A 15,166-nucleotide genomic window follows, 5' to 3' on the forward strand; every position below is an offset into this window, starting at 1 on the left:
GAATCCCCGTTCTCCTGCATGAGTGTTCCGGCACCGGGGGTATTAACGGTTTCCTAGAAGCGGTCCGTACCCTCGCTCTCCGGGCGCCGGTTCCTGTTCGCGCAGGCGTTGAGCACCCCGTCCATCAGCCGGAGCGCCCCTTCGATCCCGATCAGCGCCCGGGATGAGAGGAGGAACCTGCCCCGGAGCGGCGGCGTCAGCCCAACGAATGCGGCGCCCGGAGCGATCGCCCGTTCGTAGGAGGAACCGAGGATCAGGTCGGGTTCGGCGTCCCGGATCATCTCCCGGATGGTCGAGAAATCGGTTGTATGGATGAATGCATCGTTCCCTGTACCGGGACCGTTCCGGACGGCGACGCAGGCGATATCGGCACCGAGATACCGGTCGAGGAGGTCGGCGGCAAACGCGGCGTACGCGTCTCCGGCAGCGATCGCCACCCGGGGCGGGTCGAACTTCCTGAGGTACTTCTCGCAGGCCTTCCTGAGCCGGGCATCGGCCCACGCGATCTCCTCTGCGACGGGCCGGGAATCGACGCCGTCGACTGAGGCTGCAAGCCGCTCGAAGGTCTCGCCGACGGCATCGAGGCCGAGGAGCGAGCCATACCAGGTCCCGACGCCGCTCGCAAGGTCCGGGTTCGTCCCGACGGTGAACGGCGCCGCCCGGCGGGTCGCGGCGTAGCGGTCCAGGCAGAAGGTGGCGGCGACTGCAGCGCCGCCCAGGTTGAGCAGGCGCCGCGCCTCGATGGCGTTCCCCCGGCAGAAGGGGTCGGTGCGGCAGATGCCGTCGATGTTGACGCCGGCGGCATGGGGGTCCACTTCCGGCGCGATCGTATCGAGCGCACGGCGGTACCCGGCCTCGAGGTCCCCGAGGAACCCGGGGCTGTCGACGACGAGGATCTGCCCGTCGCCGGCAAGGTCGCCGATATCCTCCCCCATGATCGCGGGCACGCAGGTGTTGACCACGGCTATCCGGGCGTAGCGGCCGTCCAACTCCCGGATCACCTCAGCGAGACGGGACTCCGTGCCGAAGATGATCTCATTCTCGACGAGGAACGTCCCGTGTATGGGGACCCCGACGAGCGATGCGGGGTAGAAGTAGCACCCGCTCGAACCGTGGACGACGACGGCGAGGTCCTCGAACCCCGAAAGACAGGCGACCGCCCCGGTCATCGCACAGGGCCAGAGGGGATTTTCGCACGGCGTACGCTGGTTGTTTTGCATCGGTCTACAAGATCATGGCGGTGCGGGGATATAAAAGACGGGGAAGAGGGGGCGGCAGTCCTACACCGTGCGGACAAGCGACGCGAGGTAGCGCCCGACCTCGCTCGTCTTCTTTGCGCCGCCCATATCCCGGGTAACGTATCCGTCGAGGATGCTTTGCTCGATCGCCCCGAGAACCGCTGCCGCCGCCTCGTGCTCGCCGAGGTGGTCGAGAAGCATCGAGCCCGCCCAGACGGTGGCGAGCGGGTTTGCGACGTCCTGGCCGCGGTACTTCGGCGCAGAGCCGTGGATCGGCTCGAACATCGAGGTTCCCGCGGGGTTGATGTTCCCGCCGGGGGCGAGACCGAGCCCGCCCTGGATCATGGCGCCGAGGTCGGTGATGATGTCGCCGAACATGTTCGGGGTGACGACGACGTCGAACCACTCGGGGTTCTTGACGAACCACATCGTGACGGCGTCGACGAAGTTGAACTCGGTCTTAACGTCCGGGTACCCGGCGGCGACTTCGGAAAAGACGTCACGCCAGAGGCCGTAGACGTCGGAGAGGACGTTTGCCTTGTCGACCGACGTGACCTTCCCCTCCCTCGTCACGGCGAGGTCGAAGGCGTAGCGGATCGCCCGCTCCGCACCCGGCCGGGTGATCACGCCGATCTGGTAGGCGAGTTCGTCGGCGTCGGTCTCGACGTCCAGCCCGAATTTGACGTTGTAGATGTCGCGGACGACCTCGAGGGTCTTTTTCTCGCGCTTCCCGGCGAACCGGGAGCCGATCCCGACGTAGAAGTCCTCGGTGTTCTCCCGGACGACGATGAAGTCGATATCCTCCGGCTTCTTATTCGCGAGCGGTGTCGCGACGCCGTCGAGAAGTTTGATCGGCCGGAGGTTGATGAACTGGTCGAAGTGGAACCGGATCGCAAGCAGGATGCCTTTCTCGAGGATCCCCGGCTTCACCCGCTCATCGCCGATCGCCCCGAAGTAGATTGCCGGAAACTTCGAGAGTTCGCGGATATCCTCCTCGGTGAGGAGTTCGCCGGTCGCGAGGTAGCGGTCGGCCCCGATATCGAAGTCGGTCCACGCGATATCGAACCCGAAGCGCTCTCCTGCGGCGTCGAGGACCTCTTTGCCCACAGCAACGATCTCGGGACCGATGCCGTCCCCGCCGACGGCCGCTACTCTGTGTTGCATGTCTCCACCCTATCCAGGTTCTTCGCGTAGGTCACGAGGCCGCCGGCATCCACGATCTTCTTCAGGAACCCCGGCACCGGCTCGACGGCGAACCGTCTCCCGTTCACCTCGATGAAGCCGGCGGCGATATCCACCGAGACGGCGTCGCCATCCCGGATGCTGTCCGTCTCCGGGCAGACCAGCGGCAGGAGCCCGGTGTTGACGGCGTTCCGGTAGAAGATCCGCGCAAAGGACTTCGCGACCACGACATGGATCCCGGCCCCGAGGAGGGCAAGCGGCGCGTGCTCGCGGGAGGAGCCGCACCCGAAGTTACTGCCGGCGACCACGACGTCGCCCTCCCGCGCACCTTTCGCAAACTCGTCCCGCGTCCCTTCGAACGCGTGCTTCGCAAGCTCCGCCGGGTCGTAGATCGTCAGGAACCTGCCCGGTATGATTGCATCCGTATCGATATCGTCGCCGAACTTCCAGACTCGCATGATTCACACCTCCCTCGGGTCGGTGATCTCGCCGTAGAGGGCGCTTGCCGCCGCCGTCGCCGGCGAGGAGAGGTAGACCGACGCCTGCGCACTTCCCTGCCTGCCCCGGAAGTTCCGGTTCGACGTCGAGAGCGAGACCTCGCCGGGGGCGAGGAGCCCGAACGCCCCGCCCATGCAGGGGCCGCAGCAGGGCGCCTCGACGAGGGCTCCGGCCTCGACGAACCGCTCGATCAGCCCCGCACGGAGGGATTTGAGGTACTCCGTACGCGAGGCCGGGATGACGATCACCCGGACGCCGTCGGCAAACGCATCAGCGTTTCCGAGCACCTCCGCCGCCTCGGCGAGGTCTTCGTAGCGGCCGTTGGTGCAGGAGCCGATGAAGACCTGGTCGACCTTCGTCCCGGCGACGTCGGTGACGTTCACGACGTTGTCGACGTTGTGCGGGACGGCGACCTGCGGCGAAAGATCGGTGACGTCGTAGCGCCGCCGCTCCCGATAGCCTGCGTCCGCATCACCGGCAAGGTCGAACGGCTCGATTGCGCGCCGGGCGGTGACGTAGTCCCAGGTGGCCGCATCGGGCTGGACGATCCCGGCCTTCGCCCCCATCTCTATTGCCATGTTCGCGCAGGTCATCCGGCCCGCCATGCTCATCTCGCGCATGGCCCGGCCGGTGAACTCGAGTGCCATGTAGGTCGCGCCGTCTGCGCCGATATCGCCGGCGAGGGAGAGGATCAGGTCTTTTGCCCCCACTCTCCGGCCGAACGCACCCTCGACCTCGACGAGGATGCTCTCGGGCACCCGGAAGTAGAGCGCCCCGAACTTCAGCGCGAATCCCATATCGGTCGAGCCGATGCCGGTCGCAAACGCGCCCGCGGCGCCGTAGGTGCAGGTGTGGGAGTCGGTGCCGACGATGATCTCGCCGGGCGCCGCCCGTCCTTTCTCCATCACGACCTGGTGGCAGACGCCCTCGAGGAGGTCGTAGTTGTGGATACCCTGCTCCTCTGCAAACTGCCGCATGAAGACGTGGTTCTCGGCAGCCGGTATCGAGTCGGCGGGCACCTGGTGGTCGAAGAGCATGATGATCCGCTCAGGATCATACACGCGTTCTCCACCCATTTCCCGGAAGACCCGGACCGCCAGCGGGCCGGTGATGTCGTGGATCATCGCCGCGTCAACCGGGGCCATCACCACGTCGCCCGCGCGGACGGATCTACCGCACTTCATCGAGAATATCTTCTCTGCGATCGTCGCCGCCATATACTATCGCGTTCTGGTACGTGCTCAGGACGTATTTAGTTTGGCAGGACCCCACCGGGTGGTGCAGGGAATCAGAGCCCATTCCGGCCGATTTCCCGCGACATTACCCTTATGTGACTCCATGCGGATTCTATAAGGAGAAGCGATGACCGACGGACCGACCCCGGCAATGCGGCAGTATTATTCAGTGAAGGCCAGGTACCCCGATGCCGTCCTCTTCTTCCGGATGGGGGACTTCTACGAGACCTTCGGCGAGGATGCCGGCGTGGTGGCCCGGGAACTCGACATCACCCTGACGGCCCGGGGCAGGGACAAGAACGGCGACCGGATGCCGCTCGCGGGCGTCCCCCATCACGCCGCCGACGGCTACATCGCCCGCCTGGTGAACAAGGGCTACAAGGTGGTGATCTGCGACCAGATTGAGGACCCCAAAACCGCAAAAGGCGTGGTGAAGCGGGACGTCACGAGGGTGATCACCCCGGGAACGCTGATCGACTCCTCGATGCTCGGTTCTGCCGGCGCCCACTACCTTATGGCGGTCGCCCCCGACCGGAAGGAGACCTTCGGCCTCGCGTTTCTCGACGTCTCCACCGGCGAGTTCTTCGTCTCCTCCGGGAGCGGCGGGCGCGACTACGCCGAGATCGTCTCGGAGGTCGTCAGGTACCGTCCCTCTGAGGCGATCGTCCCGGAGAGCCTCGCGGACGCGCTCCCCAACCGGCTCGAAGCCCTCGGGGTGACGGTGAGCCGCTACCGCGACGATGCCTTCGACCCCGACGCGGCGTGCGAGCGCCTCTGCGGGCAGTTCGGGACGGCGACGCTCGACGGCTACGGGTGCGCCGGGATGACGGGGGCAATCGCCGCGGCCGGGGCGGCGCTCCGCTACGCACAGGAGACCCAGCAGTCGCCCCTCTCCCACATCTCGGGGCTCGCGACGAAGGTTCCGACAGGAAACATGGTGCTCGACGCGATCACCCTCCGGAACCTGGAGATCACAACGGGCATCCGCGGCGTTGGCGACGGGAGCACGCTTCTTGCCGCGCTCGACGTCACGGAGACCCCGATGGGGAGCCGGACGATGCGGTCGTTCCTGATCGGCCCCCTGCTCGGGAAAGAGGCCATCGAGGGGAGGCTCGATGCGGTGGAGTGGTTCTTCGACCACGCGCTCGACCGGCAGGAACTCCGCGCAGCGCTCGGCGACTTCGCCGATATCGAGCGGATAGCGGGAAGGATCGCCTACGGGAACGCCGGGCCCCGGGATCTCGGGACGCTCAGGGATTCGCTTGAAGCGATCCCGGACCTCAAAGGGCTTTTTGACGCCGACGCCCCGGCCCTGGTCCGCGAGGCCCTCGACGCGATGAGCGACCATGCCCGGGTCACGGACCTCGTCGGGCGGGCGATCGTGGACGAACCCCCGGCACGCGCGTTGGCCGGCGGGATGATCCGCGAGAGGTTCAACGAGAAACTCGACGAACTCCGGCACCTCGCGACGTCCGGGAAGGACTGGATCGTGGAGTTCCAGCAGCAGGAGCGGGAGAGGACCTCTATAAAGTCCCTCAAGATCGGCTACAACCGGGTCTTCGGCTATTACATCGAGGTGACGAGACCGAACCTGCACCTGGTGCCGCCGGAGTACGAGCGCCGGCAGACGACGGCGAACGGCGAGCGCTACACGATACCCGACCTCCGGGAGAAGGAAGCGATGATCGCGACCGCCGAGGAGCGGCTTTCGGCACTCGAGGCGGAGATCTACGCCGAGCTCGTCCGGACGCTCGCGGCGGAGGTCCCCGGTCTCCAGGCGACCGCCCGGGCGGTGGGACTGCTCGACGTTTACGCGGCCCTCGCCGAGGTCGCCGCCCGCTACGGCTACACCCGCCCGGCGATCGAGGAGAGCGGCCGGACCATCATCCGGGACGGGCGCCACCCGGTGGTGGAGCGGCACCTTCCCGTACCGTTCGTCCCGAACGACACGGACCTCGATGCCGCCGGCGACCAGATCATGATCATCACCGGGGCGAACATGGCAGGCAAGTCCACCTACATGCGGGCGGTGGCGCTCTGCTGCATCATGGCCCAGATGGGGAGTTTCGTCCCGGCCCGGCACGCCACCGTCGGGATCGCGGACCGGGTCTTCACCCGGGTGGGAGCGTTTGACGATCTCGCCTCCGGACAGTCCACGTTCATGGTCGAGATGCTCGAACTCGCAAACATCTTAAACAACGCGACGCCGCGAAGCCTGGTGATCCTCGACGAGATCGGACGGGGGACGAGCACGCTCGACGGGTGCTCGATCGCCCGGGCGGTGGTGGAGTTCCTGCACGGGAGGGCGGTCGCGGGCCCCCGGACCCTCTTTGCGACCCACTTCCACGACCTGATCGACCTTGAAGGATCGCTCAAACGGGTGAAGAACTTCCACTTCGCCGTGAAAGATACCGGGAGCGACGTCGTCTTCCTCCGTAAGATCATCCCCGGCGCGACCGACAGAAGTTACGGCGTCCACGTGGCGCACCTTGCCGGGATCCCGAAGAAGGTGACCGACCGGGCAATGGAACTCTTAAAGGAGGCATCAACGCGGGAGTTCTCGGGCGGACCGCGGGCTCCCCGCTACACCCAGATGCTCCTCGTCGACCACGGCGAGGGGGTCGCGGAGGAGAACCCGGCGGTCAGGGAACTCAAGAGACTGAACCCGGACGAGATGACGCCGATCGAAGCCCTGACCACCCTCTGCCGGCTCCAGAGGCTTGCGAACGGGGAGGAAGGAGAACGGTGACGAAGATACGGGTCCTCGACCCCGATACCGTGAACCAGATCGCCGCCGGCGAGGTCGTGGAGCGGCCCGCATCGGTGGTGAAGGAACTCCTGGAGAACGCGATCGATGCGGGGTCGACGAGCATCCTTATCGACGTCTCCTCGGACATGGGGGGGATCGCGAAGATCCGGGTGACCGACAACGGCGAGGGCATGACACCGGAAGAGGCGGCCCTTGCGTTCCATCCCCACGCGACGAGCAAGATCCGGGATATCGCCGATCTCTGTGCCATCCGCACCCTGGGGTTCCGGGGGGAGGCGCTCGCGAGCATCGCCGCCGTCGCGGAGGTGACCCTGATCACCCGTCCCGGGGGAGCCGGGGCGCTCGCCGGAACGAGAGTAGTCATCCGGGGAGGGGAGATCATCGAGAAGAGCGAGGTGGGGGCGCCTGAGGGGACGACGGTCGTCGTGGAGCGCCTCTTCTACAACACCCCCGCCCGCCGGAAGTTCCTCAAAAGCAGGAACACCGAGCTCGCCCACATCTACGCGGTCGTGGAGAACCTGGCCCTCGCGCACGGCGAGGTCGCCTTCCGGGTGGTGCACAACGGGAAGGAGCGGATGGCGACCCAGCGGTCGGGGGGGCTCCTGAACACCATCGCAGGCCTCTACGGCGCCGAACTCGCCCGGTCGCTCGTCCCGGTCGAAGGAGGGCTCCTCTTCCTCCGTATCGGCGGCTACGTCTCCCGGCCGTCGGAGAGCAGGGGGAACCCGTCGCAGGTGGTCATCAGCATCAATGGCAGGAGCATCGCCTCCCGCCAGATCGCCGCCGCCGTCAGGGAGGGCTACGGCACCCTCCTCCCGAAGGACCGTTACCCGGTGGCGTTCCTCGACCTCTCGATCGACACCGATCTCGTGGACGTCAACGTTCACCCGACGAAAAGGGAGGTCCGCCTCTCCCGGGAGCGCGAGATCCTCCCGGCGGTTGCGGCCGCCGTCGAGGAGGCGCTTGCCGGGCACGACCTCGTCGGAGACATACCGGCCGAGCCGGTGCAGCAGCAGATCGTCCCGCGGGAGCCCGGACCGGAGCCGGCACCGGCGGCCGGCGAGCCCGGAGCGTCCTACACCGCGGGGCACCGCGAACTCGCCCTCTCCGACAAGCAGCTCCGCCGGACGGAGACGGAGGGGGGAGAGAACCTCCTCCCGGCCATGGAGCCGATCGGGCAGGTGGCGGCGACCTACATCGTGGCGGAGGGGGCCGACGGCACCCTCTACCTCGTTGACCAGCACGCGGCCCATGAGCGGATCCTCTACGACCAGGTCGTGGAGCAGCGCGATGCAAAAGCCGGGTCGCAGGAACTGATCATGCCCGTCGTCCTCTCGCTCCGTCCAAAGGAGTCGGCCGCGCTCCGGGACGCGATGCCGCTCCTTGCCGACGGGGGGTTCGTGGTGGAGGAGTTCGGCCGGGATACCTTCGCCGTCCGGGCGGTGCCCGCGGCCCTCGGCGCGGTCGAAGACCCCGGGACGGTCAGGGAGACGATCGCCGACCTCCTCGCCGACGCGTCCCGCACCGTCCCCGACCGGCGGGAGGCGGTCACCTGCATCGTCGCCTGCAGGGGTGCGGTGAAGGCCGGCGCCCTTCTCACGCACGACCAGCAGAAACGCCTCCTCGCACAGCTCGCCCGGACGAAGACCCCCTGGACGTGCCCGCACGGGAGGCCGACGGTGGTGGCGTTCGATAAGAGGAAACTCGACGGGATGTTCCGGCGGGGGTAGGGTGGGCGGCCCGGGGATACCCCGCAGGGAACTATCGCATATAACCAGCCTTTTTTGAGATTAGTCGAGAATAATTGGCTTTAAGGGCAAAAGCCCGTATGACAATGGCTTTATTCTCAGGAGATCAGAACGGCTATATGTCACAGCGGGACTGACCCGCTGCAGACGAAAGGATTGAATCATGTGACACTACTCCAGCAGATTCGCCTCTGGATGATGACCAGGAGCAGGGGGAAGCAGTATCATGACTGTGAGAACGACTCAGTCATCGAACCCTACTTCGATATCTCTCCCGAAGCGACCCTCCCTTCGGATATCCCCGATATCCCGCTGGAAGAGATCATCAGGTGACGGGGAACGTCCCCCCAAACGTCCTGCCGAACGGATCACCTCTCAGTAATCTCATATCACCCGCCACCTTTTTTTGAGAACACCGTCTCCACCGTGTGCTGCCCTCATGGCCCGGGCGGTTCCAGGAGTATCACCGGGAGTCCGGACGGGGGCATGGCCCGGAAAAAGGGGTCAGAGAAACCGGAACGACTCCGCCGTCGGAGCCGCATCGACGTTGTAAGCATCGTACTCCGGAGGGAACACCGTGTGCATGACCGAGTAGACGGCGTTGTCCCTGACGGCATAACGGATGACGAAAGTGTACCGGTCCTCGTCGACGATGGGGACGGAGTAGACCGACTCGTACGCCGGGATGCCGTCGAGAGAAGTCTTCTCCGTGGAGACCCATTCGGCCCCGATATCGGCCTTGAGATCCTCTGTGTAGGTCGCGTTCAGCGCCTCGAGAACCTTCTCCGCATCGGCGGTTCCCTGGCCCGGGAGCGGGTTCGTGTTCACGCGGACCTCCTCGTGCTTATCCGGCGAGGAGAACCATACGCTCTCGCCCGACTCGGTGTAGAACCATCCCTCCGGGCAGGTGACGGCATAGCCGTAGGTGGCGTTGATATAGGTGCCGTTCCCGGGAACAGGCGCCGGCGTCGGGGTCGGGACAGGGGTCGGGCCGGGCTCAGGCGACTGCGGCGAGAAGAGTCCCGGCAGCAGAACCGCCAGGACAACGGCCAGAGCAGCCACAAGAACACCGATGATCAGCAGTCTCTGTGATTTCATGCTATCCGGTTACGTGGCCCGGACAAGGATAAATACTCTTCAGTCGGGTTCTGGTGACGGCCGCGATCATTCCTTCGATCGGCGGGCGTGTCGGGGCGGCATGTTCCCGGAGAGGGAGAAGACCTCTTCGCCTGCGTTTTGGCGGCTGCCATCAGGAAACCCCGACGACCGAAGCCGCCGCGGGAGCACGGACGTCGGCGATCAGGTCGTCGAGGGTATCCACGTACTTCACCCGGATGCCGAGGTTCTCCTCGATGTACTCTTTCGTATCCATGACGACCGGCCGTTGCCTCGCTATCCTCAGTCCGCCGAACGAACGGTCCTCCTCCCGGTACTCGATCATCTGGTCGTTCTCGTCCGAGAGGATCAGGAGCGTCTTCCCGCTCACCGCGGCGGCCTCGGCCTTCTCGAGGATTCCGCCGACCGGGCCGATCTTCCCGTTCTCATCGATGGTCCCGGTCACGGTCACGCTCTCGTTGAGCGGGAAGTCCTCCAGCACCGAGAGGAGGAGCGTGGCCATCAACGCCCCGGCGCTGGGGCCGTCGATCTCGGAGACCTCTTCCGGGCCCTGGATGCTGAAGATGATATCGCTCTCCGCAAGGTTCACGCGGGAGTGGTTGGCGGCGACAACGACCGCAAGGTTCGCGGCGTCCTGAAAGACTATCCCCATCAGGGGTGTCGTCTGGATGAGCACCCTCCCCTTGCCGGGCACGACCTCGACCGAGACGTTCACCATCGCCCCCTCCTCGATCACCTCCTCGTAGAGGAACGGGCCGCCCCGGTCGACCTCGATCTTCTGAAGAATGACCGGCACCTGCATCGAGGCAGCACTCCCGTTCGCCGGCCCTCTTCCGGGCGGGAGAGGGGTCAGTGTCGCAGTCGGGAGGGTATCGGTCTCCTCCGGTTTGGAGAGCGCCGGGGAGAGGTCGTCCGCCGGCACGAGGACGACGGCCAGGAGGAAGACGTTCGCAACAAGCGATAGAACGAGCAGAATCGTCAGGGTCTTCTCCCGTATGCGCATACGCTGCCCGAATATCACTCATCCGGATATATACCTTTCCGCTGAGCGACGGTTCGCTAGAACCGGAGCTCGAGCACCGAAGAACGATGTTCCATCAGGAACGGAGTTCGAGCACCGGAGGTGCGAGGTGCGACTGGTGACTGGCGCGAGCATCGCGAGCGGCAGGAGCTTGAGCACCATAGGTGCGACGGCTCGTTAGAGCCGGGGCAAACACTGCTCCCCGGCAGTGCCGGTGCAGTGTTCCGGGCCCTCATCGTTACCCTCCGGACGCCGCCCCTCAACTCGCAGATCCGGGTCAGGGCTCCGGCTTTTTGACCGCCTTCACCCGTCATCGTACCTTCTGCAACGGGCCGTCCCAGCAGGGTCTGCAGGTCATCACGCTCCGCCCCCTCACTCTTGAACCATTCCGGACCTAAAAAGCCGATAGCCGGCAAATTTCACCAGGATTCTCACGCTTCGCTCCGTAGCGCACACAGGAACACTTCAATACGATTTTATCCTCCTCTGCCGGAAGAAAAAGTAATGAACCAGGTACCAGAGCGCCTCCTGCGCGTTTACCTGCCCGCGTGCGTCCTCGGCGTGACGATCCTCCTCATCGCCGCTGCAGGCTGCACGAACACCGCCTCGGCAGATGGTGATTCCATCTCCGGGAACGTGGTGGGGGATTACGCGGGAGGAACAATCTACGTTGCGGCGATCGACGCCGCGGCGTATACGGCATCGGATATCAGGGTTATGGAGACCGGGGAGCATCCCGAACGCTCGCAATACGTCAGCGGTTTTGCCGCGCTCGATGCGCCGGGCGATTACGTCATCTCCGGACTTCCCCCGGGCAACTACACCATCTACGCCTGGGCGGATACGGATGACAACGGCCGGATCGACCACCTCGATTACCGCGACCCGACCGGGTGGTACTGCACGCCGTCGCACCTTACCCCCGTCGGAGTCGCCGTTACGCCCGGAAGTGCCGCGACCGGGATCGATGTAACCCTCGTCGCCCCGGCGCCCTACCCCGACGATGATCGGGAGATCGCCGTCGGCAGCGGCGGCGGAAGGCTCACGGTCCAGAAAGGCTGCCACGTTCTCCAGGTATGGGGAACGCCGGAGGAGCGGGCGCATGCCTACGGCTACCTCTGCGGCCCGCAGATCCGGGACTGGATCGACTACGTCCTGATCGAGTCGTTCATGCAGTCGCCCGCCGACTACGAGGACCTCTTCATCCCCTACATCAGGGAGCACATGGCACCGGCAAACCCGACGTACATGGCCGAACTCGACGCCATGCTCGCCGGGATGACCGCAGGCGGCACGGATCTCTACCTCCCGCCGGTCTCGCGGAACATCACCCGCTACGACCTCCTCGCGGAGAACACCTACGACTTCATGCTCTACTACAAACTCTACGGCCTCTACATGGGCGATCTCGGCATCAACCGCACCGTGACCGGCGACGCCGGCGTCTCGCCGCACCTCTGCACGAGCGCGATCGCCTGGGGCAACCTGACGGAGAACGACGAGCTTGCCGGCGGGTTGATCCACGGCAAGAACATGGACGGCGAGAACGACCTGCGGAAGGTCACGGTGAACGGCCTGCTCGTCATCGCGACCGACCCGGGTCCGGGCGCGAAACGCACGGTCGGGATAGACTGGCCCGGGTTCATCGGGACGTTCAACGGCATGAACGAGGACGGCCTTGTGCTCGTGCCCCACTCGTCGCCGTCGATCCCTGACTGGAACGCGACCAACCTCACGCCCACCACCTTCCTCTACATGGATACGCTCAGGAGCGAGAGCGACGTTGCCGGGGCGTGGGCCTACTGGGAGAAGGCGAACGGGACCAGGACCGGCGGAAACAACGCGGGGGTCTCGGCACCCTACGGGAACGGGACGGGAAGCGTCCCGGCGGCCTTCGAGACGGACTCCTACGGCGGCGCGGTGCGAGGACCGGGCGTCGTCGAACCGGACGACTGCCTGCTCATCGCGAACAACTACTACCTCTACCGGGGCGCCTATCCCCCTGCGGTCGAGCGGGTGGACGGCTGCCACGCCGGGGTCAGGGACACTGACTACCGCTACCGGAACATGCTCGCCGTTCTCGACGGCTACCGGGAGGAAGGAAAGACCATCGGCACGCCCGAGATGATCGCGCTCATGCAGTCGGCGTCCGTCTCGGAGGAGTACCGGGGCACCACCGAGTACACCTTCATCGCGTACCCGGATGCGGGTGCGTTCGCCATTGCAAAGGAGGACCTCGCGGCGGGGATTTTAGATGCACCGTTCGCGGAGTTCGCGCACTTTGAGTTCGACGAGGTTTTCGAGCGACCCTCCCCGGCGTGAGGGAGACTCGCCGCTCTTTTTCATCAAAACACGCAAGAAAACCGCACATGCCGTTTTGCGGACTATTTTCCGGCCGAAAATCCAGACGACAGGCGGCGCCGTGCGACACTCGAACCTGCTACCCGGAAAATCACGCCCCCATCCGGCAGAGGTCCCACATCGCCCGGAGGACGTAGAGGGTCTCGTCTTCGAGCGCCTCCTCGTCGACGACGAACGAGACGAACCCCTGGCGGGCAAAAAGTTCCCGGACCTCGTCGGGCCCGGTCAGCGACGAGACCAGGAGCAGGACCCGCCCGAACGGCGAAAGCACCCGGCCGATATCCGCGACGAATCGCTCGATCGTCGCCCGCCCCGTCGGCCCGCCGTCGAGGGCGTACTCAAGCCAGTCGTCAAGCCGCTCCTCGGGGAGCGTCGGGAGGTAGGGCGGGTTGAAGAGGATGAGATCGAACGGGCCACAAAGCCCCGCGAAGAGGTCCGTCCGGACCGCTTCCACCCCGCGGGCGCGGGCGCACGCGACGGCGTGGGGGTTGATGTCGGTCGCGACCACCGACGCCGCCCGGCCAGGAAGTCCGGCCGCGACGTAGCCGCTCCCGATCCCGACCTCGAGCACCCGGTCGGCCGGCCGGACCTCGGCAAGCGCCGCCCGGAGGAGGAGTTCGGAGTCCTCGGCGGGAGAATAGACCTGGTCGGGGAGCATCCTCAACTCCCGCTCATCTTGTTTGCTATCAGCGCAAACTCCTCGAGCGTCAGGTCTTCGGGCCGACGCTGCAAGAGGTCGTCGGGGAGATCCGCGATCGTCCGCTCGATCGCCCCGGGTGCAAACACATCCCCGCCGCTCCGGAGGCCCTTCCGGACGGTCTTTCGCCGGTGGGAGAAGAGCACCCGGACGACGTCGGCGTAGACCTTCCGATCCGCGATCGGGTACGGCGGCTCGTGCGGCGTTATCCGGACCACCCAGGAGCGGACCTGGGGCCTCGGGCGGAACGAACCGGGCCCGAGGTCGAGCAGCGGTTTTACGGAGGCATAGGTCTGCACCATCACCGAGAGCCGGCCGACGTTCGCCGTCCCCGGCGGCGCGATCATCCGCTGGGCGAACTCCTTCTGGTACATCAGGACCGCGACCTCAAAGCCGATCTCGAGCAGCCTGAACGTAATCTTCGAAGAAACGGAGTAGGGGAGGTTCGCGACGACGATATCGAACGGCGGGATATCCACCTTCTTCGCGTCGCCTCTGACGATCTCGAGACGGCCCTCCGCGATCTCGTCGGCAAAGACAATCTCGAGTTCTTCCACGAGAGCCGGATCGATCTCTACCGCGATGACCTCTGCACCCCGGTCAAGGAGGGCGCGGGTGAGGATCCCTTCGCCGGGCCCGATCTCGAGCACCCTCCGACCGGAAACGTCGACAAAACCGGCAATCTTCTCGACGGCCCTCCGGTCGACGAGAAAGTGCTGATCCCTCGGAGCGCTCATCTCGATGTGAAGACGTGATACTTCTCGTCCGGGTCCTCGATCTCGTGCAGGATCCGGCTGACGATCATCCGATCCGGGTGCGGAAGCGACTTGATCCGCCCGGAGATGTCGGCGAAGCTCTCGAACGGCTTCTTCCCCCGCTGCTCGATGATCTCCCACATCAGCTTCTTCCCGATGCCGGGAAGCAGGTGCAGCATGTGGAACTTCGGCGTGATGGGCACGGACTTATTGAAGAAATCGACGAACCGCGGCTCGTTCTCGCGGACGATCTGCTCGACCACGAACGGCAGTTCGAGTTTTGCCGTCGCTGTCAGGTCGCCGTAGCTGATCCGCCGCTTGACACGCTCGACCTTCTCCCGCTCCGCATCGCCGATGTAGACGCGGTCGTAGATCTGGATATCCGCACCCGCCTTCGGGACGAGCTCGAGCAGTTTGAACTGGTCCACACCGACTGCCTGGACTACCGGTTCGCGCTTATAGACCGGACGCTGGTCGCTCGCATATCCCATCGGAAGGATATCGATAACTACCGCATTCTCCTCTTTCCTTTCGGTCTTCATTGA

At 65.4% G+C, this 15,166-nt stretch carries 13 protein-coding genes; 4 read left to right on the plus strand and 9 right to left on the minus strand.

The annotated features are described in order from the left end of the window. Nucleotides 1-53 precede the first annotated feature (53 nt). From DIC75_RS09075 to DIC75_RS09090, 4 genes are read right to left on the minus strand one after another with little or no spacing between them, the layout of a single operon-like run. Nucleotides 54-1,220, minus strand: coding sequence for a nitrogenase component 1 (locus tag DIC75_RS09075; RefSeq protein ID WP_250987695.1), 1,167 nt, complete (start codon nucleotides 1,218-1,220; stop codon nucleotides 54-56). 60 nt (nucleotides 1,221-1,280) lie between these two features. Beyond that, a complete protein-coding gene (locus tag DIC75_RS09080) occupies nucleotides 1,281-2,402 on the minus strand; it encodes an isocitrate/isopropylmalate dehydrogenase family protein (RefSeq protein ID WP_250987696.1) in 1,122 nt (373 codons plus the stop codon). Further along, nucleotides 2,387-2,878 (minus strand): 3-isopropylmalate dehydratase small subunit, encoded by a 492-nt coding sequence (locus DIC75_RS09085; protein WP_250987697.1) that lies wholly within the window; start codon nucleotides 2,876-2,878, stop codon nucleotides 2,387-2,389. Before DIC75_RS09085 ends, DIC75_RS09080 begins: the two co-directional genes overlap by 16 nt. Before the next feature lie 3 nt (nucleotides 2,879-2,881). After that, nucleotides 2,882-4,135: a 3-isopropylmalate dehydratase large subunit gene (locus DIC75_RS09090; RefSeq protein WP_250987698.1), complete on the minus strand. Its 1,254-nt coding sequence runs from the start codon at nucleotides 4,133-4,135 to the stop codon at nucleotides 2,882-2,884. Between the two features lie 145 nt (nucleotides 4,136-4,280). On the opposite strand from DIC75_RS09090, the gene mutS reads away from it, so the two are divergent. The 3 genes from mutS to DIC75_RS09105 all read left to right on the plus strand — a co-directional run bounded on the left by mutS (nucleotide 4,281) and on the right by DIC75_RS09105 (nucleotide 9,004). Continuing rightward, complete coding sequence (mutS, locus tag DIC75_RS09095) at nucleotides 4,281-6,902, plus strand: DNA mismatch repair protein MutS (RefSeq protein ID WP_250987699.1); 2,622 nt, start codon at nucleotides 4,281-4,283, stop codon at nucleotides 6,900-6,902. Further along, entirely contained in the window at nucleotides 6,899-8,653 is a 1,755-nt protein-coding gene (mutL, locus tag DIC75_RS09100; RefSeq protein ID WP_250987700.1) for a DNA mismatch repair endonuclease MutL, read from the plus strand. Before mutS ends, mutL begins: the two co-directional genes overlap by 4 nt. Before the next feature lie 183 nt (nucleotides 8,654-8,836). Next, nucleotides 8,837-9,004, plus strand: coding sequence for a hypothetical protein (locus tag DIC75_RS09105; protein ID WP_250987701.1), 168 nt, complete (start codon nucleotides 8,837-8,839; stop codon nucleotides 9,002-9,004). 171 nt (nucleotides 9,005-9,175) lie between these two features. Here DIC75_RS09105 and DIC75_RS09110 read toward each other — a convergent pair whose 3' ends face one another. Beyond that, on the minus strand, nucleotides 9,176-9,769 hold the full coding sequence (locus DIC75_RS09110; RefSeq protein ID WP_250987702.1) for a PsbP-related protein: 594 nt from the start codon (nucleotides 9,767-9,769) through the stop codon (nucleotides 9,176-9,178). Between the two features lie 151 nt (nucleotides 9,770-9,920). Further along, nucleotides 9,921-10,790 carry a S16 family serine protease gene (locus DIC75_RS09115; protein WP_250987703.1) on the minus strand — a complete coding sequence of 290 codons (870 nt, stop codon included), beginning with the start codon at nucleotides 10,788-10,790 and terminating at the stop codon, nucleotides 9,921-9,923. 522 nt (nucleotides 10,791-11,312) lie between these two features. Here DIC75_RS09115 and DIC75_RS09120 point away from each other — a divergent pair. Beyond that, a complete protein-coding gene (locus DIC75_RS09120) occupies nucleotides 11,313-13,130 on the plus strand; it encodes a C45 family peptidase (protein ID WP_250987704.1) in 1,818 nt (605 codons plus the stop codon). A gap of 130 nt (nucleotides 13,131-13,260) precedes the next feature. On the opposite strand, the gene DIC75_RS09125 is transcribed toward DIC75_RS09120, so the two are convergent. Genes DIC75_RS09125 through DIC75_RS09135 form a run of 3 tightly spaced genes read right to left on the minus strand, consistent with a single transcriptional unit; the run spans nucleotide 13,261 to nucleotide 15,163 of the window. Next, nucleotides 13,261-13,827 carry a HemK2/MTQ2 family protein methyltransferase gene (locus DIC75_RS09125; RefSeq protein ID WP_250987705.1) on the minus strand — a complete coding sequence of 189 codons (567 nt, stop codon included), beginning with the start codon at nucleotides 13,825-13,827 and terminating at the stop codon, nucleotides 13,261-13,263. A 2-nt stretch (nucleotides 13,828-13,829) separates the two neighbouring features. Next, on the minus strand, nucleotides 13,830-14,603 hold the full coding sequence (gene rsmA, locus DIC75_RS09130; RefSeq protein ID WP_250987706.1) for a 16S rRNA (adenine(1518)-N(6)/adenine(1519)-N(6))-dimethyltransferase RsmA: 774 nt from the start codon (nucleotides 14,601-14,603) through the stop codon (nucleotides 13,830-13,832). Then, on the minus strand, nucleotides 14,600-15,163 hold the full coding sequence (locus tag DIC75_RS09135) for a DUF655 domain-containing protein (protein WP_250987707.1): 564 nt from the start codon (nucleotides 15,161-15,163) through the stop codon (nucleotides 14,600-14,602). The genes rsmA and DIC75_RS09135 overlap by 4 nt, the downstream gene beginning before the upstream one ends. Nucleotides 15,164-15,166: the final 3 nt, after the last annotated feature.

The sequence above is a fragment of the Methanoculleus oceani genome (genome assembly GCF_023702065.1).
Classification (GTDB): Archaea; Halobacteriota; Methanomicrobia; order Methanomicrobiales; family Methanoculleaceae; genus Methanoculleus; species Methanoculleus oceani.